This is a genomic window from Arthrobacter sp. MYb221 (assembly GCF_002979835.1).
GTDB lineage: Bacteria > Actinomycetota > Actinomycetes > Actinomycetales > Micrococcaceae > Glutamicibacter.
Map to the genome: position 1 here is coordinate 79167 of NZ_PCPW01000002.1, position 21868 is coordinate 101034.

General features: G+C 57.9%; 20 protein-coding genes. 13 read left to right on the top strand and 7 right to left on the bottom strand.

Features of this window, described 5'->3' with window-relative positions; genetic code table 11:
* Positions 1-106 precede the first annotated feature (106 nt).
* The 4 genes from CQ015_RS02625 to CQ015_RS02640 all read left to right on the top strand — a co-directional run bounded on the left by CQ015_RS02625 (position 107) and on the right by CQ015_RS02640 (position 6023).
* On the top strand, positions 107-1132 hold the full coding sequence (locus tag CQ015_RS02625; protein WP_176484261.1) for a 3-oxoacyl-ACP synthase III: 1026 nt from the start codon (positions 107-109) through the stop codon (positions 1130-1132).
* On the top strand, positions 1126-3717 hold the full coding sequence (locus CQ015_RS02630) for an alpha/beta fold hydrolase (protein WP_181148527.1): 2592 nt from the start codon (positions 1126-1128) through the stop codon (positions 3715-3717). The genes CQ015_RS02625 and CQ015_RS02630 overlap by 7 nt, the downstream gene beginning before the upstream one ends.
* The gene (locus CQ015_RS02635; protein WP_105570007.1) at positions 3714-4730 is read left to right on the top strand and encodes an NAD(P)-dependent oxidoreductase; all 1017 of its coding nucleotides are present in this window, start codon (positions 3714-3716) and stop codon (positions 4728-4730) included. Before CQ015_RS02630 ends, CQ015_RS02635 begins: the two co-directional genes overlap by 4 nt.
* Before the next feature lie 432 nt (positions 4731-5162).
* The gene (locus tag CQ015_RS02640) at positions 5163-6023 is read left to right on the top strand and encodes a prephenate dehydratase (protein WP_096288237.1); all 861 of its coding nucleotides are present in this window, start codon (positions 5163-5165) and stop codon (positions 6021-6023) included.
* 202 nt (positions 6024-6225) lie between these two features.
* Here the strand turns inward: CQ015_RS02640 and CQ015_RS02645 are convergent, their stop codons facing one another.
* On the bottom strand, positions 6226-6792 hold the full coding sequence (locus CQ015_RS02645) for a TetR/AcrR family transcriptional regulator (protein ID WP_096288318.1): 567 nt from the start codon (positions 6790-6792) through the stop codon (positions 6226-6228).
* A 153-nt stretch (positions 6793-6945) separates the two neighbouring features.
* On the opposite strand from CQ015_RS02645, the gene CQ015_RS02650 reads away from it, so the two are divergent.
* Genes CQ015_RS02650 through CQ015_RS02660 form a run of 3 tightly spaced genes read left to right on the top strand, consistent with a single transcriptional unit; the run spans position 6946 to position 10116 of the window.
* Positions 6946-8409, top strand: coding sequence for an APC family permease (locus tag CQ015_RS02650; RefSeq protein ID WP_096288239.1), 1464 nt, complete (start codon positions 6946-6948; stop codon positions 8407-8409).
* 39 nt (positions 8410-8448) lie between these two features.
* The gene (locus tag CQ015_RS02655; protein ID WP_096288241.1) at positions 8449-8781 is read left to right on the top strand and encodes a cupin domain-containing protein; all 333 of its coding nucleotides are present in this window, start codon (positions 8449-8451) and stop codon (positions 8779-8781) included.
* 12 nt (positions 8782-8793) lie between these two features.
* The gene (locus CQ015_RS02660) at positions 8794-10116 is read left to right on the top strand and encodes an NAD(P)/FAD-dependent oxidoreductase (protein ID WP_105649301.1); all 1323 of its coding nucleotides are present in this window, start codon (positions 8794-8796) and stop codon (positions 10114-10116) included.
* A 53-nt stretch (positions 10117-10169) separates the two neighbouring features.
* Here CQ015_RS02660 and CQ015_RS18670 read toward each other — a convergent pair whose 3' ends face one another.
* Positions 10170-10358: a hypothetical protein gene (locus tag CQ015_RS18670; protein WP_141393591.1), complete on the bottom strand. Its 189-nt coding sequence runs from the start codon at positions 10356-10358 to the stop codon at positions 10170-10172.
* 431 nt (positions 10359-10789) lie between these two features.
* Between CQ015_RS18670 and CQ015_RS02665 the strand changes: the two genes are divergently transcribed.
* Positions 10790-12190, top strand: a complete 1401-nt coding sequence (locus tag CQ015_RS02665) for an NAD(P)-binding domain-containing protein (protein WP_096288245.1) — start codon at positions 10790-10792, stop codon at positions 12188-12190.
* A 373-nt stretch (positions 12191-12563) separates the two neighbouring features.
* Here the strand turns inward: CQ015_RS02665 and CQ015_RS02670 are convergent, their stop codons facing one another.
* Together CQ015_RS02670 and CQ015_RS02675 are read right to left on the bottom strand one after the other, a co-directional pair.
* Positions 12564-13235: a response regulator gene (locus CQ015_RS02670; protein WP_096288247.1), complete on the bottom strand. Its 672-nt coding sequence runs from the start codon at positions 13233-13235 to the stop codon at positions 12564-12566.
* 10 nt (positions 13236-13245) lie between these two features.
* Positions 13246-14853: an ATP-binding protein gene (locus tag CQ015_RS02675; protein WP_308727263.1), complete on the bottom strand. Its 1608-nt coding sequence runs from the start codon at positions 14851-14853 to the stop codon at positions 13246-13248.
* Between the two features lie 221 nt (positions 14854-15074).
* On the opposite strand from CQ015_RS02675, the gene CQ015_RS02680 reads away from it, so the two are divergent.
* The 4 genes from CQ015_RS02680 to CQ015_RS02695 are packed head-to-tail and all read left to right on the top strand — an operon-like array spanning position 15075 to position 18615.
* Positions 15075-16094: a tripartite tricarboxylate transporter substrate binding protein gene (locus tag CQ015_RS02680; RefSeq protein WP_176484262.1), complete on the top strand. Its 1020-nt coding sequence runs from the start codon at positions 15075-15077 to the stop codon at positions 16092-16094.
* Positions 16091-16594 carry a tripartite tricarboxylate transporter TctB family protein gene (locus CQ015_RS02685; RefSeq protein ID WP_096288249.1) on the top strand — a complete coding sequence of 168 codons (504 nt, stop codon included), beginning with the start codon at positions 16091-16093 and terminating at the stop codon, positions 16592-16594. Before CQ015_RS02680 ends, CQ015_RS02685 begins: the two co-directional genes overlap by 4 nt.
* Before the next feature lie 21 nt (positions 16595-16615).
* Positions 16616-18217 (top strand): tripartite tricarboxylate transporter permease, encoded by a 1602-nt coding sequence (locus CQ015_RS02690; protein WP_374955678.1) that lies wholly within the window; start codon positions 16616-16618, stop codon positions 18215-18217.
* The gene (locus tag CQ015_RS02695) at positions 18214-18615 is read left to right on the top strand and encodes a universal stress protein (protein ID WP_096288251.1); all 402 of its coding nucleotides are present in this window, start codon (positions 18214-18216) and stop codon (positions 18613-18615) included. The genes CQ015_RS02690 and CQ015_RS02695 overlap by 4 nt, the downstream gene beginning before the upstream one ends.
* A gap of 154 nt (positions 18616-18769) precedes the next feature.
* Here the strand turns inward: CQ015_RS02695 and CQ015_RS02700 are convergent, their stop codons facing one another.
* From CQ015_RS02700 to CQ015_RS02710, 3 genes are all read right to left on the bottom strand, one after another.
* Positions 18770-19210, bottom strand: coding sequence for a DUF4282 domain-containing protein (locus tag CQ015_RS02700; RefSeq protein WP_096288253.1), 441 nt, complete (start codon positions 19208-19210; stop codon positions 18770-18772).
* Positions 19211-19444: 234 nt separating this feature from the next.
* Positions 19445-19939, bottom strand: coding sequence for a hypothetical protein (locus tag CQ015_RS02705; RefSeq protein WP_146112528.1), 495 nt, complete (start codon positions 19937-19939; stop codon positions 19445-19447).
* Positions 19940-20043: 104 nt separating this feature from the next.
* The gene (locus CQ015_RS02710; protein WP_096288257.1) at positions 20044-20730 is read right to left on the bottom strand and encodes a GntR family transcriptional regulator; all 687 of its coding nucleotides are present in this window, start codon (positions 20728-20730) and stop codon (positions 20044-20046) included.
* Positions 20731-20954: 224 nt separating this feature from the next.
* Between CQ015_RS02710 and CQ015_RS02715 the strand changes: the two genes are divergently transcribed.
* Positions 20955-21863: an ABC transporter substrate-binding protein gene (locus CQ015_RS02715; RefSeq protein WP_096288259.1), complete on the top strand. Its 909-nt coding sequence runs from the start codon at positions 20955-20957 to the stop codon at positions 21861-21863.
* The last annotated feature ends 5 nt before the right edge of the window (positions 21864-21868 follow it).

The following is a 21868-nucleotide window of genomic DNA, read 5'->3' on the forward strand; positions in this document are numbered from 1 at the left end:
TACGGTAGAGGTAGACGTTTTTTCGTTGATGACTCTAACGCATCAAACGATTGTTACTTCGTCGCGTCCGTGAACGGCGCGACAGCCCCGACACAAAGGCTAAATTTTGAACGGCAATGCCACTTTTAAACACCACAATGTGGCCCTCTTGGCGGTAAACAGCGTACTTGCACCTGAGGTCATGAGTTCGGCAGAATTCGACGAGCGTCTGGCTCCTAGCCTCAAGCGTCTGCGCCTCTCCAAAAAGCTGCTTGAACGCGTGTCGGGTGTCAAAGAACGCCGCTGGTGGTCCGAAGGCATGGAATTTGATGATGCGGCGATTCTCGCTGGCAAGAAAGCGCTGGCTCAGGCCGGCGTTGAACCAGGCCAAATTGGCCTCCTGATCAACACTTCGGTGACCCGACGCAACCTAGAGCCTTCGGTAGCCTCAAAGGTTCACAACGGATTGGGCCTGCCGTCCTCCGCCATGAACTTCGATGTGGCCAACGCCTGCCTGGGGTTCGTCAACGGTATGAGCCTGGCTGCAAACATGATTGATTCCGGACAGATCAAGTACGCGCTGATCGTGGCCGGCGAAGATTCCCGGCCCACCCAGGAGACGACGTTCCAGCGCCTCAACGCCGAGAACTCCACCCGTGAAGACTACATGCGCGAATTTGCAACTCTGACTCTGGGCTCCGGCGCGGCCGCCGCCGTCATTGGACCGGCGGATGTTCACCCTGACGGACACCGCATTCTCGGCGGGGTTTCCCGCGCAGGAACCGAGCACCACGAGCTTTGTGTCGGCGGTCCGACCGGCATGTACACCGACACCAAAGGCCTGCTGGACAACGGCTTGGAGCTGGTAGTTGATGCTTGGGATGAAGCACATCATTCCGGCTGGGACTGGAAGTCCATGGACCGCTACGTCACCCACCAGGTCTCGAAGTCCTACACCAGCGCCATTATCAAAGCCGTGGGCCTAGTAAAGGACCGAGTGCCGATCACCTTCTCCAAATGGGGCAACGTGGGGCCTGCTTCCCTGCCAATGACCTTGTCGCAGGAGGCCGACTCGTTAAAGCCTGGTGACCGCGTGCTCTGCATGGGCGTCGGTTCAGGACTGAACACCGCGATGATGGAGATCGCCTGGTGACCGAGATCTTTCCCGGCGTAGATGCAAAATACTCGGGCTACCTAGACGTCCCTTCTACTTCGGAGGTAGACGATCCAGGAACCACCCACCTGTGGCATTTGCTGGACAACGAAGAAGAACTCATCGCGCGTGGTATCCACCCAGTCGGCACCCTGGTGTGCGTGCACGGCAATCCCACATGGTCCTACCTGTGGCGCAGCCTGCTGAGCCACGTTTCGGACAACGCCTTGCCATGGCGTGTCATCGCCGTAGACCAGCTTGATATGGGATTCTCTGCCCGCACCGGGAAGTTCCGTCGGCTGGCCGATCGAGTCAACGACCTAGGCGATTTGATCGAAGGCCTCGGACTCAACGGCAAAGTCACCACGGTTGGCCACGACTGGGGAGGAATCATTTCCCTGGGCTGGGCCGTAGCCCACCAAGAGCAGCTGGCGAACGCAATCCTTACCAACACCGCCGTACACCCTGCGGGCTTCGAGCTACCAGCCGCCCTGCGTTTGGCTTCGAACCCTGCAGTCCATGGGTGGGGCACCAAGAGCACTGACGCATTCCTTCGAGTGACTCATTCGCTGGCTCAGCCGGCCTTGGAGGCAGACGTCCGCAAGGCATTCATGGCTCCCTACACCAGCGCGGACAAGCGCACAGGCGTCGCAAACTTCGTAGCGGATATTCCTTTTAGCGAAGATCACCCGAGCCGTCCTGCATTGGAGGAGATCTCCGACGCAATTCGCTCGCTCTCCGTTCCGGCGCTCATGCTGTGGGGCCCTAAGGACCCGGTGTTCTCCGATCGCTACCTAAGAGATCTGATGGGCCGTCTGCCCCACGCTCAGGTGCACCGTTTCGAAGGCGCCAGCCACCTGTTGCCTGAAGACCGCGATATCGCCTCCCCCATTTTTAATTGGTTGGACGCCGAACGGGATTCTAAGAACTCCTCACGCGCCACCGCCCTGAGCGACTACCGTCCGATGCTCGCCGAGCTGGATTCACGCACAGATGACCACAGCATTGCGGTAGTGGATATCAATCCCCCGCGCTCCCTGTCCTGGTCTGAGCTCGGCGAACGGGTCAATGCTCTCGCAGCTGGCCTCTCGCAGATTGGTGTCACCGCCGGATCCAGAGTCAATCTTTTGGTGCCTCCCGGCATCGAATTGACTTCGCTGATTTATGCTTGCCTGCGTCTGGGCGCGGTCATTGTGGTGGCAGATGCAGGCCTGGGCACCAAGGGCTTGGGACGTGCCATCAAGGGGGCGGGCCCTAGTTTCCTTATCGGGATCGATCGTGCACTCGTGGGAGCCAGGTTCTTTGGCTGGCCCGGCACCCGAATTGCCGTGGAAAACTTGCCGGCCACCAAGCGCAAACTCCTCGGGGTGGCACATACCGTCCCCGAGCTGCTCGAGTCCGGTAATTCCGCTGCCCACGATGCGCCGACATTTGGCGAAGCCGACCCGGATGCCGATGCCGCGGTACTCTTCACCTCCGGGTCCACCGGCCCAGCCAAGGGAGTGGTCTACACGCACCGGCAATTGGCTGCCATGCGGGATACGCTGCGCGAGACGTACAACCTCAAGGCCGGCGCGGCTCTGGTAGCAGGATTTGCACCATTCGCACTTCTCGGCCCAGCTTTGGGCGCAACCTCGGTCACCCCCGATATGGATGTTACGGCACCGCGTACACTGACCGCCGCGGCGCTGGCGGATGCTGCTTTAGCCGTTGACGCAACCACCGTGTTCGCTTCTCCTGCCGCCTTAGCGAATGTGCTGGAAACTGAAGAGGCTCTAGACGGACGCCAACGCAGGATCCTCGAAAACGTCTCCCTGATGCTCTCGGCCGGAGCACCGCTTCCAGAGCCTTTGCTGGCCAGGGTCCAGGGCCTGGTACCCAATGCCCGGGTGCACACCCCGTATGGGATGACCGAGGCGCTTCCCGTGACCGATATAGATTTGGCAGGTATTCGCGCCGCCGGATCAGGGAACGGAGTATGCGTTGGCACTGCGGTCGCGGGGGCTCAAGTAGCCATTGCGCCGCTTGATTCCGATGGCCAAGCAGGCAACGAACCATTGGAAGAACCAAATCTCACCGGTGAAATCCTGGTGCGCGCACCCCACGTGAAGGATCGCTACGACAGGCTCTGGATCACCGAGCAGGTTAGCACCTCAATTCCTGGCTGGCACCGCACCGGAGACGTGGGTCATCTCGATGACCATGGACGGTTATGGGTCGAAGGCCGCCTCGGCCATGTGCTGCACACCGCCACGGGCTCGAAAACACCTGTGGCAGCGGAGCAGGCAGCCGAATCTGTAGCCGGCGCCGGACGAGCTGCGGTGGTCGGTGTCGGACCGGCAGGGACTCAAGCCGCCGTAGTGGTGATGGAAACAGTCCCACCGGCCCGCCGCGCGTCTCCCGCCCCGGCCGCATTTGCGCACGCGGTGCGCACCGCGGTGGAACGAACTGGTCTGGAAATTTCGGCTGTACTCCTCGTCCCGGATCTGCCAACCGATATTAGGCACAATTCCAAGATTGACCGTGCGGCGCTGGCAGGCTGGGCGGCGACCACGCTGGCCGGCGGAAGGATCGGCAAGCCATGAGTGAAAACCAAAGTTCCGCGCCAACCCGTCGCGTCTTAGTCACCGGCGCCAGCGGAATGCTTGGCGGCGCCGTAGCAGAGCGGCTACGCACCCAAGGCCATCTTGTCCGAACCTTCCAACGCAGACCATCGCAGGGAGCCACGGACGACGTCTTGGGTTCGCTTACGGATTCTGAGGCAGTAAGGCAAGCGACCAAGGGCATGGATGCTGTCATCCATCTGGCAGCCAAAGTTTCATTCACCGGTGCATGGCAAGAATTTGTCGACACGAATATCAACGGAACTAATAATCTGCTCAGGGCTTCCAAAGAGGCCGGAGTCAAAGACTTCGTCTTTGTTTCTTCCCCTTCGGTGGCGCACTTCGGCGAACCGTTGGCCGGCGCAACCGCCGGTGTGGCAGATCCTGAGCGTGCCCGCGGAAACTATGCGCGTTCCAAAGCGGCGGCGGAGCTCAATGCCCTTGCCCAAGATTCGTCTGACTTCCGGGTAACCGCGATCAGACCCCATGTGGTCTGGGGTCCCGGTGACACGCAGCTGGTTGAACGTGTCATTCACCGAGCAAAAGCCGGACGACTTCCGCTGCTGGATCATGGAGCCGCGCTCATTGACACCACCTACATCGACAATGCAGCCTCGGCGATAGTTCGCGGCCTCGAGCGCATGGAGTTTGCTCACGGTCGTGCCCTGGTAGTCACTAATGGTGAGCCGCGCCCGGTGGGCGAACTCATTTCAGGGATCTGCCAAGCGGGCGGCGCACCGGCCCCCCGGCTAAACGTTCCGGGCTGGCTTGCACGCGGTGCGGGATCAGTCATCGAACGCGTCTGGCTTGCGGCTGGCGCCAAGGATCTTGTACACGACGAACCGCCGATGACGCGGTTCCTTGCGGAGCAGCTGTCGACCGCACACTGGTTTGATCAGCGCGAAACGCACGAAATCTTGGATTGGAAACCTGAAGTAACCATCGCTGAGGGATTGCAAAGACTCGCTTCGCACTACGTTGAGCTGGATCGATAGATTGCATAGGAAATTAGCCGCAGAATAGTCGCCTCTGCCCGGGAGGGTACATCTGGATGGCTCGCAGCGTTCTACAGCTTCTGAGCCCCGGACCTGACGGATTACTTCGAGGTGTTCCCCAAACCCGAATTGGCGTGCATCAGATACCGCTGGGCTCGGCAGACGCCTCGGATTATCCACGAGCGCTTACAGCTTGTCAGCGGGGAATCTCCACATCACGTGTCCATCCTTAATTCTCGCTCACCAGCGGAAGGCCGCAGAGACTGTACTCGGTCGCTAGGATCCGTTCTCCCACGGATAAGTGCTACCAAGCGGTCGACTACTTGGCAACTGCTCCAGCGGCAACCGCGCAGAATTCGAAAATTGGCGCGCATCAGGAAACCTTGATTCACTCTTTCTTGCAGCACGAGTACTCTGCGCTAAGTTGATTCAATGAGCAATAAGATTTCTTATCAGGGCGAAGCCGGATCGAACTCAAACATCGCTTGCACCGAGAGGTTCCCCGATATGGAAGCCGTCCCGTGCGCCAGCTTCGAGGATGCGTTTGCGATGGTCGAAAGTGGCGCGGCAGACCTCGCCATGATCCCGATAGAGAATTCCATTGCCGGCCGTGTTGCCGATATCCACGTATTGCTCCCTGAATCTGACCTTCAAATCGTTGGGGAACATTACCTCAGAATCCGTTTCGACCTGCTCGGAATTCCCGGAAGCAGCATTGAAGCCGCCACCGAGGTCCATAGCCACATCCACGCGCTAGGCCAGTGCCGACGTTTGATCCGCGAACATCAGCTGACCCCGGTCATAGCCGGGGATACTGCAGGGTCCGCCCGCGAGATCCGGGATTGGGATGACCCCCGAAAATTGTCGTTGGCCCCGCCGATGGCCGCCGAACTTTACGGACTCGAGGTCCTGTCCAGCGGGGTCGAAGACGACCCAACGAATATGACCAGATTCGTTGTGCTGGCCCGCAAACAAGCTTTGCCTACCCGGGCGCAACTGCCCGATGAAGTCATCACGAGCTTGGTCTTCCAGGTACGCAACGTGCCCAGTGCGCTGTACAAGGCACTTGGCGGATTCGCGACAAATGGCGTGAACCTCACGCGTATGGAAAGCTACATGGTCGGCTCCACATTCGCCGCGACCACGTTCATGGTTGACATTGAAGGGCACCCGGAAGATCTTCCCGTACGGCTCGCCCTAGAAGAACTGGATTTCTTCACATGGGAAATCAAAACCCTCGGAACCTACGCGGCCAGCGAGCACCGGCAGGCCGGATCAGCTTCTTTCATCTGATGTTGCTCCGTCGCTCTGACACGCTTCGTATCCATTGGACGCAAATGTTCTAGGCCGCAGGGGAATCAGTCTGAGGGACTTTCATAGCCTGCGACCAAGCAGTTCTGCACCATGGCTGCTGGAGAATCGACCGTATCCGGAACGTACCCCGTAGACGTCGCAGATCACCAACGGCGTATTTCCCGTTGCGGCGTTATGCCAGCTATTGGCGAATAGCAGCCAAATTAGCTTCAAGCAGAGCTCCGACGGTTTCGATTGCCTCCCGTACGGCATCCGGATCGGCAACAGTCAGTTGCTGAAACACTAAACCGTCCAAAGCGGCAAAGACCGCTCGGGCCAGCGGTCGTGAGTTGACGTGCCCTTGCCTACCCAAGGCACGCTGCAAAGCGTCGATATATCCCTCATAGAGCGCTTTGGCCTCATCGCGAAGGTCGGGGCGGCGGCGCGACTCCAGCACGAATTCATACTGAAACAGCTGAAGCTGCGGCTCTCGCTCGACCAGTTCGACCAGCGTACGCGCGAACCCCCCGTCTATGGTTTCCGCGGCAGACAAGTCACTTAGTCGTATAGCCCTAGATATTGCCCAGGCCACCGCCTCATGGAGCAACGTGTCCTTGGTCCCGAAGTGGTGGCTAATCAGGGTGTTGTTGACCTGCGCTACCTCGCTGACCGCACGAAAAGTAAGGCCGTGGAGTCCGCGTTCGGCCACGACCGCCACGGTGGCGGCAAGCAGTGCTTCCTTGCCGTCGCCATATTTATTGTTCCGCATCGCTTTCACATACTGAGTCTAACTCCTCAACGTGGCCCTTGACACAACGAACTAAGCGGATGCATAGCTTTAACCATGTGAGGCAGACCACGCCTCGAAACCCGCGAAACACAATTCCCGCGCAGCCTCCAACTCGTGATCGAAAGGCCCCTCATGTCTGCCTCGATAGACCCCAGCAAATCCCCTCCGACGCTTCACCGCACCTTGCGGTGGCAGGATGCATTCGCCTTGGCGATGGCCGTCTCCGGAGGTCTCTTCGTATCCTTCGGTGCAACCATGGCCGCCATCGGTGCGCTGTCGGCCATGTTCATTTGGGCCCTTGCCGCAGGCATCGGCTGGGCGCAGAATCACCTCTTCGCGGAGATGGCATCCATGTTCCCCGACAAGCCCGGAGGGGTCCCGATCTACGCGCATGAGGCTTGGAAAGGACGATTTGCTCCAGCAGGTGCGCTGGCGACTTTCGGATATTGGTTCGGCTGGTCCGCCGTTATTTCAATCGTCAGTCTGACCGCCGGTGCCATCATCCAGGTCCGCTGGTTCCCGGTAGCGACTTGGGTCCTGGACTTGGGAATCCTGCAGGTAGGGCCGGCGCAGTTGATCGGTATTGTGCTAATTCTTGCACTCATGGTGCCGAACCTCTTCGGTGCACAGCCAGCGGCTTGGGTAAACAAAATCTTCGGAGCCTTGCTGCTGATCCCCCTACTTACCTTCGTGGTTGCCCCGCTGGTTAGCGGCCAGTGGGACGTGAGCAACCTGTCTTGGGGTCTAGGACAGGCCGGAGCCGACCACTGGGGAGGCTGGCAAGACGCCGCAGTATGGCTCTACCTCATCGGCTGGACCGCGTACGGCACCGAAATGTGCGCAGCGTTCACGCCCGAATACCGTAGCAAGAAGGACGCCCGCCGCGCGCTCTCCAGCTCCGGGGCCTACACGTTCATGATGTTCGCACTGGTCCCCATTGGCATCGGCGGACTGCTCAGCCAGGCCGACGCCGCAGCAGATCCCGCGGCAGTGTTTGTCAGTGGCTTCGCGGCCGTATTGCCCGCTGGCTTCGCCGGGGATGCGGCGCTGCTTATTACCATTGGAGCGCTGCTCATGGGCGTGAACGCCAGCATGGCGGACGGGTCACGCGCGCTCTTCGGAGCCGCAGTCGATGGGTTGGTCCCCCGCGAGTTCGAGAAGCTCAACCGTCATCAGGTCCCAGCCAGGGCTATCGCTGCCGCCGTGGTCATGAACATCCTGCTGGTCCTCTTCGTCTCCAACCCGATTTCCATCCTCGTGGCGGCAAATATCGGCTACCTCTTAGCCATCCTGCTGGCCGTCTCCGGTTTTCTGCTTCTTCGCTGGGATCGGCCCGACGATCCACGCAGTTTCAAGCTCGGGCGTTGGTCAATTCCACTGGCCATAGTTCTCACCATCTATGGAGCGGCAGTCTTGATCGTCGGGGCCGCTTCGTCCCAGATATCTGGATATGGAGGGCCCTTCGAGTTGACTATCGGCGTCGGCATCCTCCTGCTCTCCCTGGTCCTGTTTGTGATCCGGCGCCGATTCCAGGATCGACTGCCATTGATGCGCGAGCCGCAGGCCCCTTCAGACCTCCACGAAACCCAAGCCTAGAACTCTCTTTATTCACCCCAACAAAGGAAGAACAACCTCATGCCACAGGTATTCCACGCCCATCACACCACCACCGCATTCGAACCGTTCGAACTCGGCACCGTCCAGTGGCTCCGCCGCAATGGCGACAACGGCAATCAGGCGCTCGCCTCCGGCATCTGGAGCATCTCCCCTGAGGAGGCGCCCGTGCCCTTCGACCTGCCCATCGGGGAAGACGAAACCATCTACATCGTCTCCGGGCACATCCGCATCGAGGTCCAGGGCGGAGACATGCTCGAGCTCACCGCCGGATCCATGGCCTCCCTGTCCAAGGGCGCCATGACGCGCTGGACCATCCTCGAACCCACCATCGAATTCTTCGTCTACAGCTAAGGCACTGCCACCATGAAAACCACTGACGTCATCATCGTCGGCGCGGGCTTCGCCGGCCTGACCGCCGCCCGCGAACTGTCCCGCCGCGGATTCAAGACCACCATCCTGGAGGCCCGCGACCGCATCGCCGGGCGCACCCACCTCGAGGAGCATCTGGGCCGGAACCTGGAACTCGGCGGAACGTGGGTGCACTGGACCCAGCCCTACGTCTGGGCCGAAATGGGCCGCTACGGGATCGCCCCGGTCGCCGGCCCCGACTTCACCAAGGCCTATTGGAGCACCGAGGGCCAGCAACATACGGGGCATCCAGACGAGCTGATGGACTTGCTCGACGCCCCCAACCAAGCCCTACTAGCCGATGCTCGCAAGTATTTCCCCTTACCCTGGTCCCCGCTGGCCAACCCCGAGCTCGCCAGCATCGACGGCACCACGCTCTCGGAGGCCATCGACCGCCTGGACCTTCCGGAGAACCAACGCCAGCTGCTGCGCTCCTTCTGGACCTTAAACTTCAACGGCGCCCTAGACCAAGCCGCCTACACGCAGGCACTGCGCTGGTGTGCTGCGGCCAGCGGGTCCTGGCAACTTATGTTCGAAACCTGCGCAACCTTCAAGATCGAGGGAGGAACCCGGCGCCTGGCCGAGGCCATCCTGGCGGACTCTGACGCCGAGTTGCGGCTGAACCAGCCGGTGGCTTCCATCCATCAGGACGAGAACGGAGTCGTCGCCAGCACCATCGACGGACAGCAACTCACCGCCCGCCAACTCATCCTTGCCGTCCCCCTGGGCACCCTGAACGACATCGACATTCATCCTGAACTTTCAGCCATTAAACGCAAAGCCGCAAGCCGCAGCCATGCCGGCCGCGGCGCAAAGCTCTGGATCAAGGTCAAGGGACGGCAGGAACGCTTCGTTGCCATGGGCCCCGAAAACGCCGCCCTGAACTTCGCCCAAGCCGAGTACATCGATGCGGACACCACCACCTTGGTCTGCTTCGGACCCGACGCCGCAGCTGTCAACGTCACCGATACGTCCGCGGCCCAGCGCAGCCTCGATGCTCTCGTCCCCGGATTGGAGGTCTTGGAAGTTGCCGGCCATAACTGGGTCGACGACGAGCATGCACGCTGCACCTGGTCGATGCACTACACGGGATATCTCACCGATTCCCTAGCCGAGCTGCAGCGCTCCGAGAGCCGCATCCGCATCGCAGGCTCGGACCTGGCCAAGGGATGGGGAGGCTTCATCGACGGCGCCATCGAGTCCGGCATTGCGGCAGCCCGCGACGCCGCCCTTGAGCTCACCGATATGCCGCGCGTCAATTCAGCCCTTCCCATCTGATCCGTTGCACTTCGTCTAGGGATTGGCCTCAGGTCGTTGCTACAGATTCAGAGCTATTCATGAGCATCTGCTCGGTTGGATTCTTGGATTGAAAAATGGTTAATTGCTTCTTGTCGATGCAATGGAAACCTAGGTTGGGTAGATAATCTAGGACCGCTAATCGCAGCGATCATGGTCCACAGCGCAAATGCGATTTCCACCAGCAGCAGCGATCCGCCGCTTAGAACCGAATTCAGCAGCACGTCACCAGCCTCCTTCCCAGTCCAATGGACAGGGCGGGGGCTGGTCTCTTCTGGCCCCAAAACGCAAGTCTGCTTGCGCCAAGATAGTGACTGCAGGCAAATCACTTTAACCTGCTTTCAGGCGCTTTCGGTGCTGGGTTCGTAGGCGCAGCTTAACCCTTACCCAGCCTCAAATCAGCACCCATATCTCCGTGGCGATTGTTCCCTGTCCGTCGGTTTCCCGGTCAATAGAATCGGTTACTGGTAAACTCGATAACGATGCCCTTTGGAACAGGGCAGTTTTGCCTCGACATGTGAACGCTTTTTATGCGCGACTGGTCGACTGGTTTAGAGCATTTTTTGTTGATTCGCGTAGCACGCTCGAACCCACAATCGGGATCCGGAGCTGCGCGCGAAACTTGAATAAGGCTTAACAAGCCGGAGAGGTATGTTTGACTCAACGCGTCGCCATCATTGGAGCAGGACCCAGCGGCATCGCCCAGCTGCGGGCATTCGATTCTGCCAAGAAGTCAGGGCGTGAAATCCCCGAGATCATCTGCTTTGAGAAGCAAGATGATTGGGGAGGCCAGTGGAACTACAACTGGCGCACCGGCATCGACAAGCACGGCGAACCTGTACATTCGAGCATGTACCGCAACTTGTGGTCCAACGGCCCCAAGGAAGCCTTGGAATTCGCCGAATATACCTTCGACGAACATTTCGGCCGCCCCATTTCTTCCTACCCACCACGTGCCGTGCTGTGGGATTACATCAATGGCCGCGCAGAGAAGTCTGACGTCAAGAAATACGTCCGCTTTGCGACCGTAGTGCGCTGGGTCGATTACGACGAGAGCACCAAACTATTCACCGTCACCAGCGAAGACCTGAAGACCGGTCTGACGGAAAAGAACGATTTTGATCATGTCATTGTCGGCACCGGTCACTTTAGCTTCCCGAATGTTCCAGATTTCAAGGGAATCGAAGGTTTTCCCGGCGAGCTCATGCACGCCCATGACTTCCGTGGCGCCGAGCGCTTGGCAGGCAAAGACGTTCTGCTGATCGGCGCAAGCTACTCGGCTGAGGACATTGGTGTCCAGTCCTTCAAGATGGGTGCACGCTCGGTGACGTACAGCTACCGCACGGCCCCAATGGGATTCGATTGGCCAGAAGGCATTGAAGAGCTCCCCCTCATTGACCGCTTCGAAGGGTCCACTGCACATTTCAGCAATGGCGTATCCCGCAAATTTGATGCTGTTGTCTTGTGCACCGGGTATCTGCACCATTACCCCTTCTTGCCCTCCGACCTTGCCCTAAGTTCACCGAACAACGTCTACCCGGACACTCTGTACCGTGGTGTGGTTTCCGAGAACAATAGCCAGCTTTACTACCTAGGTGCCCAGGATCAATGGTTCACCTTCAACATGTTCGATGCGCAGGCTTGGTATGTCCGTGATCTGGTTTTGGGAGAAGCCGCGGTCCCTTCAGCGTCCGAACAGCGTGCAAGCATAGATGCGTGGCTGGAGCGATTCAACGCTATTGAGACCGCGGAAGATGAAGTGAAGTTCCAGGCGGACTACATTCGCGATCTCATCGAGCAGACGGACTACCCGATGTTTGATTTGGATGAAGTCACCCGGACTTTCATGGCGTGGAAGATGGATAAGAAGAAAAATATCTTGACCTACCGCGACAAGGTCTACCGTTCAGTCATGACTGGCACCATGGCAGCAGAACACCACTCGCCCTGGCTGAGCGAGCTCGACGATAGCTATCAGCGCTACATGTCATCCCCTCAGGAAGAAAAGCTCGAAGACCTTACGGCAATTGAGAAGGCCAAAGTCCATAAATTCTAGTCAGAATCTGGCTTGATAGTTCAGTTGATAAAGTTCGTATTGCCCTGTGCCGATTTCTTGCCACAGGGCAATACGTTTAAATCCTTCCGTCATTTCATAGCCGCTGCCGATAGGCATCCGGGATGATTGGCTGAACGTTTGAAGGCTCCTATTGCGAAGTTGCGAAAGCTGCATCGAGATTCCGCAATGTTCCTGTGGAATCGGGAGACCGGAGGATTTAGTTTCAGTAATGTCCGGCGAGGCAGTTCCCAACTGAAGTCGGGTGGATAAAACCTCATTTGCACCTTGAGATGTGGAGAACCTCGTTATTCGACTTAAGGTCCGTTTAAGTACAGTCGGACTGCAATAGACGCGTCGCATGGACGGCAAGCACCTAACTGTTCCACGAATACCTTCGCTCTGGTCTGCCCACTCCCCCGTACCGCAGATTCACCTGAGCCAGGTTCTCTTCGGCCAAATATTCCAGATACCGGCGAGCGCTCACCCGCGAGGTGCCGAGTTTCTCGGCGGTTTCGGTGGCGGAGATGGGATTAGTGGCTTCCTTGACGATGTTTTCCACGAGTGCCAGCGTTTCAGCGCTGCAGCCTTTGGGCAGGGGGCGTCGGTTCTGCCCGCTCAGTCCGAAGAGCCGGTTCACGTCTGCCTGTTCCAGCTCTTGATCTGCCTCTTGCAGCGGCTGGTAAGTTTTCGAATAGTGCTCCAGCCGTTCGCGAAGATCTTCGCGGGAGAACGGCTTCATCAGGTAGTGGACGATTCCGCCCCTCAAAGCACGGCGGACGGTGTCCATTTCTCGGGCCGCGCTAATGACGATGACATCTAAGTCCGGCTGTACCTCGCGTAGCCGTTGGAGCAGGTCGAGCCCGTTCATATCGGGTAAGTGGATATCTAGCAACGCGAGATCCGGCGAAAGCGCGGTTGCGGCTTTGATCGCCTCGTTGGCCGAGTGAGCTACTCCCACAACCGAGAACCCCGGCTCGTTATTGACGAACCCTGAGTGCACCTTGGCGACCATGAAATCATCATCGATCACCAGTACTTTGATCACGAGTTGTTCCCTACTTCCTGAGTGTAGCGGTGAACCGCGCACCGTGGTCGTTAACCGCTTGGACGTCCCCTGCGCGGCGACGGCAGACCAGTCTGGTTAAAGCCAGCCCGAATCCCCTTCCGCCGGAAACGGTCGTGTCTTTGGTGGAGAATCCCTGGGTAAAGATTTCATCGATTGCCGCGTCATCTACCCCCGAACCATTGTCGCCCACCACAACGGTAATTTGCGTATCGCTTTCTGCAATGCGTAGTTCGATGCGTGGTTGGCTCACCGCCGATACCGCGTCTATTGCGTTGTCTACGAGGTTTCCGATAACGGTGGTCAAGTCCCGAGCCAGTTGGTCATCACTGCGGCCCAGGTTGGAATCCTCGGCGACGGTGAGTTGGATTCCGCGTTCGGTCGCGACACTTGCCTTGGCAATGACCAAGGCAGCTATGGTTGGTTCGGTGATTCGCGCTGCGACATCTTCAAAGAGTTTGCTGCGGCTGAAGCTCACTCCATCAATGAATCCTACGACTTCGTCGTACTCTCCTAATTGGATGAGCCCGGAGATGGCGTGGAGCTGATTGGCGAACTCGTGGGTTTGGGCTCGGAGCATGTCCGATGTCGCTTTGCTGTCTCCGAGCTCTTGCTCCAAGAGAGTCAGCTCGGTTCGATCGCGGAAAGTGGTCACCGAGCCGAGGTCCCTGCCGGAAGTCATCACTGGCATGCGGTTGAAGACCAGCACACGTTCGCCGATGAGGAATTGCCGGTCTGCCTGCTGCTGTTGCGTGGTTAGAGCGCGAGTAACCTGCGGTGCCACCTTGAGTTGGTCGAGTGTTTGTCCTACGCAGTTGTTGGGTAGTTGCAACAGCTCTATGGCGATGTCGTTGGCGAGCATGACCCGGTGTTCCGGAGAGACGGAGACGATCCCCTCTTTCACTCCGTGCAGCAAGGCTTCGCGGTGTTCAAAGAGTTCAGAAATTTCTCTTGGCTCCATACCGCGGGTTTGGCGCTTGACGCGTCTGGACAGGAGCACCGAGCCGGTGGCCCCCAAGAGTAGTGAGATGAGGAGGGTGAATAGTGCGCTGGGCGCGATTTCACGAATGACAGCCTGCGTTGAGGGATATTTTTGCCCTGTGCTCACAATGCCCACCATCGACCCATCATCGTCCAAGACCGGCACCTGAGCGATCAGTACGTGCTTCCCTTGGCGCCAGATATCTCCGGTCCAACCTCGTCCTTCGGTGACCTGAGACTCGGGCTGAAGAATTGTGGTGCCTACTTCGTCGGGAAAACTGGACGTGATCGCCTCACCGCTAGGATCCGCAATCGTGACAAATTGCAGGCCCGAGGTACTGCGTACGGCTTCGGCCATGGCTGGCAACGCGGACCCCATTTCCGGTTCGGCCCCCGGGAGGAGGACCCGCAAGAGCGGGTTGGCCGCTAGCGATTCTGCTGCGGAAAGGCTGCGCCGGCCTTCTTCTTTTTCAAAGGTATTCGTTGCCTGGGTAATTGAGACCACCACAAATCCGGTGACCACTACGCCAATGATCAGCAACTGCAATATGAGGTACTGCCCGGCTAGGGACATTCTGTTGGCGAATAGTTCGCTGGGCCAGGCCCTTGTAGTCTTCACTGTTCCTCCTTCCCCATCATCTGCTGCCTTTGCAGTTGCTTCCCGTCCGGCACCGCCCTTGCGGTGCACCTGGCAACTTTACCGAAGTTTGGCATGAGCCAGCTCACAATTTTTAGTTACACAATGAACAGTATTTTCTTTGCGTACGCAAGCGTGACCTACCCCACTCACCTGCTTAGTGTTGAACTATTCGCACCCCAATGAAGACAAAGGCTGAATCCATGAAGAATTTCAAGTCACTCCGCATGCTGACAGCGGTAGCCGCCGCTGCAACGCTCGCACTGACCGCAACAGGTTGCGGCGTCACTAGCTCTGGCAGCGATCCAAGCGCCTCCGGCTCCGCCGCAAGCGGCCCGCTGGAGGGCCTGCGCATTATGGTTCCAAACACTCCTGGAGGCGGTTATGACACCACCGCCCGTGTGGCAGCCAAAGTCATGGATGACGCAGCAATCGCTTCCAACCTCGAAGTCTTCAACCTTGCCGGTGCTGGCGGCACCGTTGGCCTTGCTCGAATCGTCAACGAAAAAGGCAACGGAGACCTAGGGATGCTCATGGGCTTGGGCGTGGTGGGCGCAAGCTACACCAATGAATCTGAAGCCAAGCTGACCGAGACCACCCCGATTGCAAAGCTCATCGAAGAGCCGGGCGCAATCATGGTGTCCAAGGATTCCCCATACAAGACCATTGACGATCTTGTAGCTGCGTGGAAGAAGGATCCAGGGAAACTCTCGGTCGGTGGCGGCTCGTCTCCGGGCGGACCCGACCACCTGCTGCCGATGCAGCTGGCCGAAGCCGTGGGCATTGATCCCAAGGACGTGAACTTCGTTTCCTATGACGGTGGTGGCGATCTGCTGCCGGCCATCCTGGGCAACAAGCTCGACTTTGCAGCTTCCGGTGCAGGCGAATACATGCAGCAGATTGAAGAGGGGTCGGTTCGTGTGCTGGCGACCAGTGGCGAAGAACGCTTGGAAGGCGTTGATTCACCAACCTTGCAGGAATCCGATATTGACTTGGTCTTCTCCAACTGGCGCGGCCTGGTCGCTCCACCGGAGATCTCGGACGAGGACAAGACCAAGTGGACCGAAGCGGTCACCAAGATGCACGAGTCCGATGAATGGCAGGAAGCCCTGGATACCAACGGTTGGACCGACGCGTTCATGACCGGCGACGAGTTCTCGACCTTCCTCAGCGAACAGGACGAGCGCGTAGCCAACGTGCTCAAGACCCTGGGTCTGGCGTGAGCCAAGTAACCACAGCGAAAAAGAAGCGCGTCGAACTCCTGTTCGCCGCGTTTCTTTTTCTGGTGGGAATCATCGTGTTCGTTGATGCGTCGCAGCTGCATGTGACGTACTCCCAGTCCGACGTGGTGGGCCCAAAGGCCCTGCCGTACGGGGTTGCGGGAATCCTGGTACTTTCTTCTATCGCTCTGGCGATCACCGTGCTCCGCGGAAACCTCGCCGAGGGCGAGGAAGGCGAAGACGTTGACCTTAGCCAGCCTTCGGACTGGAAGGTCGTCCTTCCGCTGCTGGCAGTATTTGTGGTCAACATCTTGTTGATCAACACAGCCGGCTGGGTCATCTCGGGAACCATACTGTTCTTCGGAGCAGCCGTTGCCCTAGGAAGCCGCCGCTACTTGCTGACGTTGCTAATCTCAATCGCCATGTCGCTTGGTACCTTTTACGGCTTCTACTTGGGTCTGGGCATCAAGCTGCCGGCCGGAATTCTCTCGGGGGTGCTGTAAGTGGAAACACTGAATCTGCTGATGGAGGGTTTCGCTTCGGCGCTCACTCCCATCAATCTGCTCTTCGCTTTAGTTGGCGTGATCCTAGGTACGGCCGTAGGTGTCCTGCCCGGGATTGGCCCAGCCATGGCCGTAGCGCTGTTGCTGCCGGTCACTTATGGCATGGAAACTTCTAGCTCACTGATCATGTTCGCTGGTATCTACTATGGCGGCATGTACGGCGGCTCGACCACCTCGATTCTGCTCAATACACCGGGCGAGTCCTCCACGGTTATCACGGCTATCGAGGGCCACAAGATGGCCAAGGCCGGGCGTGCTTCCCAGGCGTTGGCTACAGCTGCTATCGGCTCGTTCGTTGCAGGCACCATCGGCACCGCCTTGCTGGTGACCGTGGCACCGTTTGTGGTGAAGTTTGCGGTAAGCCTTGGCGCTCCGAGTTATTTCGCCATCATGGTCCTCGCCCTGGTTACGGTTACCGCGGTTCTCGGTTCCTCAAAGATCCGAGGTTTCGCGGCCCTTGGCCTTGGCCTCGCCATTGGCTTGGTCGGCATGGACCCGGTATCCGGACAGAGCCGTTTGACCTTTGGCTTTGCCCCGTTGATCGATGGCATGGATATCGTAGTGGTTGCTGTGGCGATCTTCGCCATTGGCGAGGCGCTATGGATCGCAGCTCACCTCCGGCGCAATCCTGCACGCACGATACCTGTTGGACGTCCTTGGATGGGCAAGGAAGATTGGAAACGCTCATGGAAGCCATGGCTTCGCGGCACCGCTTTCGGGTTCCCGTTCGGCGCACTGCCCGCAGGAGGCGCCGAAGTGCCCACCTTCCTCTCCTACGTCACGGAAAAGAAGCTTTCAAAGCACCCGGAGGAATTCGGGCACGGTGCAATCGAAGGTGTCGCCGGCCCGGAGGCAGCGAACAACGCTTCGGCCGCTGGCACGCTGACGCCGATGCTCGCCTTGGGCTTGCCCACTAACGCGACCGCAGCCGTCATGCTCGCTTTCCTGACCATGAAGGGTATTCAACCAGGCCCCTTGCTCTTTGAAAATGAGCCGGCCTTGGTTTGGGCGCTGATTGCCAGCCTGTTCATTGGCAATACCCTTTTGCTGTTGCTCAACCTTCCGCTTGCCCCGTTGTGGGCGAAGCTGCTGAAGATCCCGCGTCCGTTCTTATACGCAGGCATTCTGTTTTTCGCCACTTTGGGCGCGTTCTCGGTGAACATGCAAACCGCGGACTTGTGGCTTCTGCTGCTGCTCGGCCTGCTGGGCTTTGCCTTGCGTCGCTTTGGGCTGCCAATCCTCCCGTTAGTCCTCGGCGTGATCATTGGCCCCATGGCCGAAGAGCAACTGCGTAAGTCATTCCAGCTCAGCGCCGGTGAAATCTCCGGGCTTTGGAGTGAGCCGGTAGCGGTGACGATCTACATCATCATTGCCATCTTGCTACTCATCCCAACGGTCCTCAAGATGATTGGCAAGGCACGAGGCGGCGCCTCCGAGCTCACCGCAGGTCTAGCCGCCGGCGGAGCCATCAGCGAAGACGAGTTGGAAAAGACAGAACTTCGTCTGCCAACCGGAGCACGTCATTCGGCCGATGACGAGCAGGACGGAAAGGACAAATCATGACAATTGTTGTGGGCTATCTCCCCTCGCCACAGGGCGAGGCAGCTCTAGATCAGGCAATCATCGAGGCACAACGTGCGCAAGCACGACTTGTAGTGGTCAATTCGTCAAAGGGAGATGCATTAGTAGATGATCGTCTAATCGACGCTAGGGAGTTTCATTTACTGGAAGTGCAGCTCACCTCAGCGGGCCTCGACTTCTGGATCGAACGCTCCACCCAGGGACGTGATGCAGCGGACGAGATTTTGCGAGTTGCACAAGCGCAACGAGCACAGCTCATAGTCATCGGGCTGCGCAAGCGCAGCACAGTGGGCAAGTTTATTATGGGTAGCACCGCGCAACGCATCCTGATGCAGTCCGGGTGCCCGGTCCTCTCGGTAAAGGCTGGCAACGCCTGGTAGAGGATCTAGAACGTTGAAGCCGGGTGCGCAAAGACAATTGTCTTTGCGCACCCGGCTCCGGCTTTTCTGGCTACTCTCTGGACGCCGAACTGGCCCCGTGCGAATAGCAGAGCCGGGCACGTATACTTCCGTGCCCGGCATGGCCTACAAGCAGTTAGGACTTGTATGGATTGGTTGGAGGGGTTGATCCGTCTTCAGGGTCCTGTCGGTTGACCGGACGAGTCGGGTCGGCTTGATTTGCCGGGCGGATGTTAGTAGTCGATGGTCCGGCAGGATTTGGTGGAACTATTCCCGTCGATAGTTCGTTTGGTGGCGTTCCACCGGCCAGGCGCACAAGTTCAGACGTATTTTCAGCGGTACGAATCTGCGCGATCAGCGATTCCAAGCATGCGCGAGCAAACACGAGGTAGATCAAAACGAAGAGCGGGCCGAGAACTAACAGCACCAGGAGGCCAAAGATGGCGTCTTCGTTGAAGGCGGCGATGGTGAACCCGAGGTAGGACACGACCAGCATGATCATGATCAAGATGTATACGATCTTGATAATTGACGGCGTGACAAATTTACGGAACCCGAAATCAAATAATGCTTTCACTGTGCAGCCAACTTTCTTTCATGGACTCAACTGACTTGTAAGAGGCTACCGCAAACCAAAGGGATTGCCCTGACGCATGACAAACTATTTTCTACTGGGTTGGATAAACAGAAAGTCATCGACAATGTTCATCTTGAGTTTCAGCGGCGTCCAATAGTTTCTACTAGACGTGCAGTTTTAGACGAGCTGCTCAAGACGGCGTTTTACGATCCACCATTCAAGTCGATCTGAAGATTAGTCTTGTTGCCTACGCCTCGAGAATGAATCGCGAGATCTGCTGTAGTTTGAGATCGCTTTCTTCGCCTTCTTCACGCCGTGGATACCGGAAATCGATGAGGCAACCAATATTGAACCACGGCTCGACACATGGGATATAGGTGGCTTGCGAAACCGGGCCCTGCGCATCGGGATCGTAGTACCAAAGTTCGCGAGAGTCTCGCTCACGTCCACATAGTTCTTCACCGGCTCACCACCGTAGCCAAACTTGTCGGGTCGATAGCCTCCTGCACGAATTGCCCATTCGGAGAACCCCGAATCAACGTAAACATCCATATTGGCTACCGCACGGAGAGTTTCGATCATGTATTCCGCCATGGCCTGCGGGTCCTGAGCCAATGAACTGCCCAGTTTGGTGGGGATGAGTTTGCCTTTGTACTTTCGAATGAGCTTGAGGCCGGTCACGCAGTCGCGGATTCGAGTCACGGAGTGCATGTTGTTTTCCCGCTTCAACTTGACGCCTTCGAAGTCGACACGGCTAGATCGCAGTGCTTGACCAGCTCGGCGACAATCGCCGGCGGCATCCAGCCCGCCTTGGATAGTGCACCCACTGTGCACTAGGAATAGCTTTGCGTGGCTCGCTGCGCAATACCTGAAATATGCGCTTCCATCGCCGCGTGCACAGCCGAGGAGTCCTTTGTAATGAGAGCTTCGATAATCCGTTCATGCTCTTCGATGGTGTGTTCACCACTCATCGAATTTTGCACAACCAGCCTGAACCTCTGGATATGCCCCTCGATGGCGGAATAGGCCCTGAAAAGGAACTCGTTACCTGCGGCCTCGGCGAGACTTCGGTGGAACTTTTCATCGGCTTTCCAATAGGCACGGTAGTCCGCGAAGGCTTCACCGCCCCGCGCTTCATTCAACTCGCTATTGCAAGCTAGGAGTTCGCTCACCAGCGTCTCGCTTTGGTTCTCGCAGGCGAGCCGTGCCATACCCGGCTCTAGCATTGCACGGGCCGCATTTATTTTTTGTACATCATCGACCGTCGGTTCCGGCGCCACTCGATATCCGCGCAATGCTTCCCGTCGAACCATGCCAGTGGTTTCCAGACGCGCAAGCGCTTCACGTACCGGCGTGGAGGAAACTTGGAATTTTTTGGCCAATCCGTCAATGCTCAGCTGCGAACCGGTGGGCAGTTTATCGTCCAGAAGGAGAACCAAAATCGCGTCAAAGACCTGGTCTGCCAGCATCGGACGCGCGGCGATTAGCGGGGTCGTATCTTCCGACGGCAATGCGTTCATGACGAAATCCTATCCAACGTATGTTTTCTCTTCATCCTTTATTGCCAATTCATCATCGAGACCGCTGAGGATCTGCTATTGCTTCAGAATCGTGCACGATGTACGGTACATGATATCGGGAATCGGGGTGACATGCATCACTAGCGTGTTTCGCAGGTGTTTTTCACGATCCGCTTGGCCCAGTTCCCACCCGTCCATCACTTCACGACAGATAAGGCACGAACATGCGCTCGCAATTCAAGCTCCCTTCATTGGCCCTCACTGGCCTGCTCGCGCTCTCATTGGCAAGCTGTTCAAATCCAGAAGTACCTTCTGGACAGTCAGCCGAATCGCCCGCCGCCAACGAAGCGATCCAAGTCGAGGTAGACCAAGCTGCGCATGATGCACTTCCCGCGAAGTTCAAGGACAGTGGCAAACTCACCGTGACGATGAGCGAGAGTTCACCGCCGTTGCACTTCATCGCGGATGATGGAAGCACGATAGTCGGCGTCGATGCCGACCTGGCGCAATCGCTCGGTGACGCCATGGGAATTGATCTGACCATTGAAAGCGGCACCTTTGATGCAATCATTCCCGGGGTATCTGCCGGAAAATTTGATCTCGTGGTTTCACAAATGTCTCCTTCAGAGGAACGCATGAAGGTGTTGGATTTCGTGGATTATTACCAGTCCGGTAGTGGCATCGGGGTAACTCCAGGAAATCCAAAGAAACTCAATGTTGATGAACTGTGCGGCGTCAAGGTAGGGGTGCTCAAGGGATCCTTCCAAGATCTCAAGCGTGTACCTGAAGCGTCCGCAAAATGCGTCGCGGATTCCCAACCGGCCATCGACGTGATGACCTACCCAGACATGCAGGCACCAATTCTCGCGCTAACTTCCGGACGAATCGATGCCGTCTACGTAGACGGGCCAACACTTGGTTACGCCATCAAACAGGGCGGCGAGGTAGAGCTCCTGGGCGAAAAGAACGTATCACCTGTCAGCATCGCATTTGCCAAGGATGCCGGCCTTGAAGAAGCGGTACAGCTAGGTCTTGAATCGTTGGAGAAAAGCGGTCGATACCAGCAAATCCTGGACGGTTGGGGCGTAGGCAACGGTGCAATAAGTGACTTTGCGTTCAATAAGGCGCAGTAGGTTTT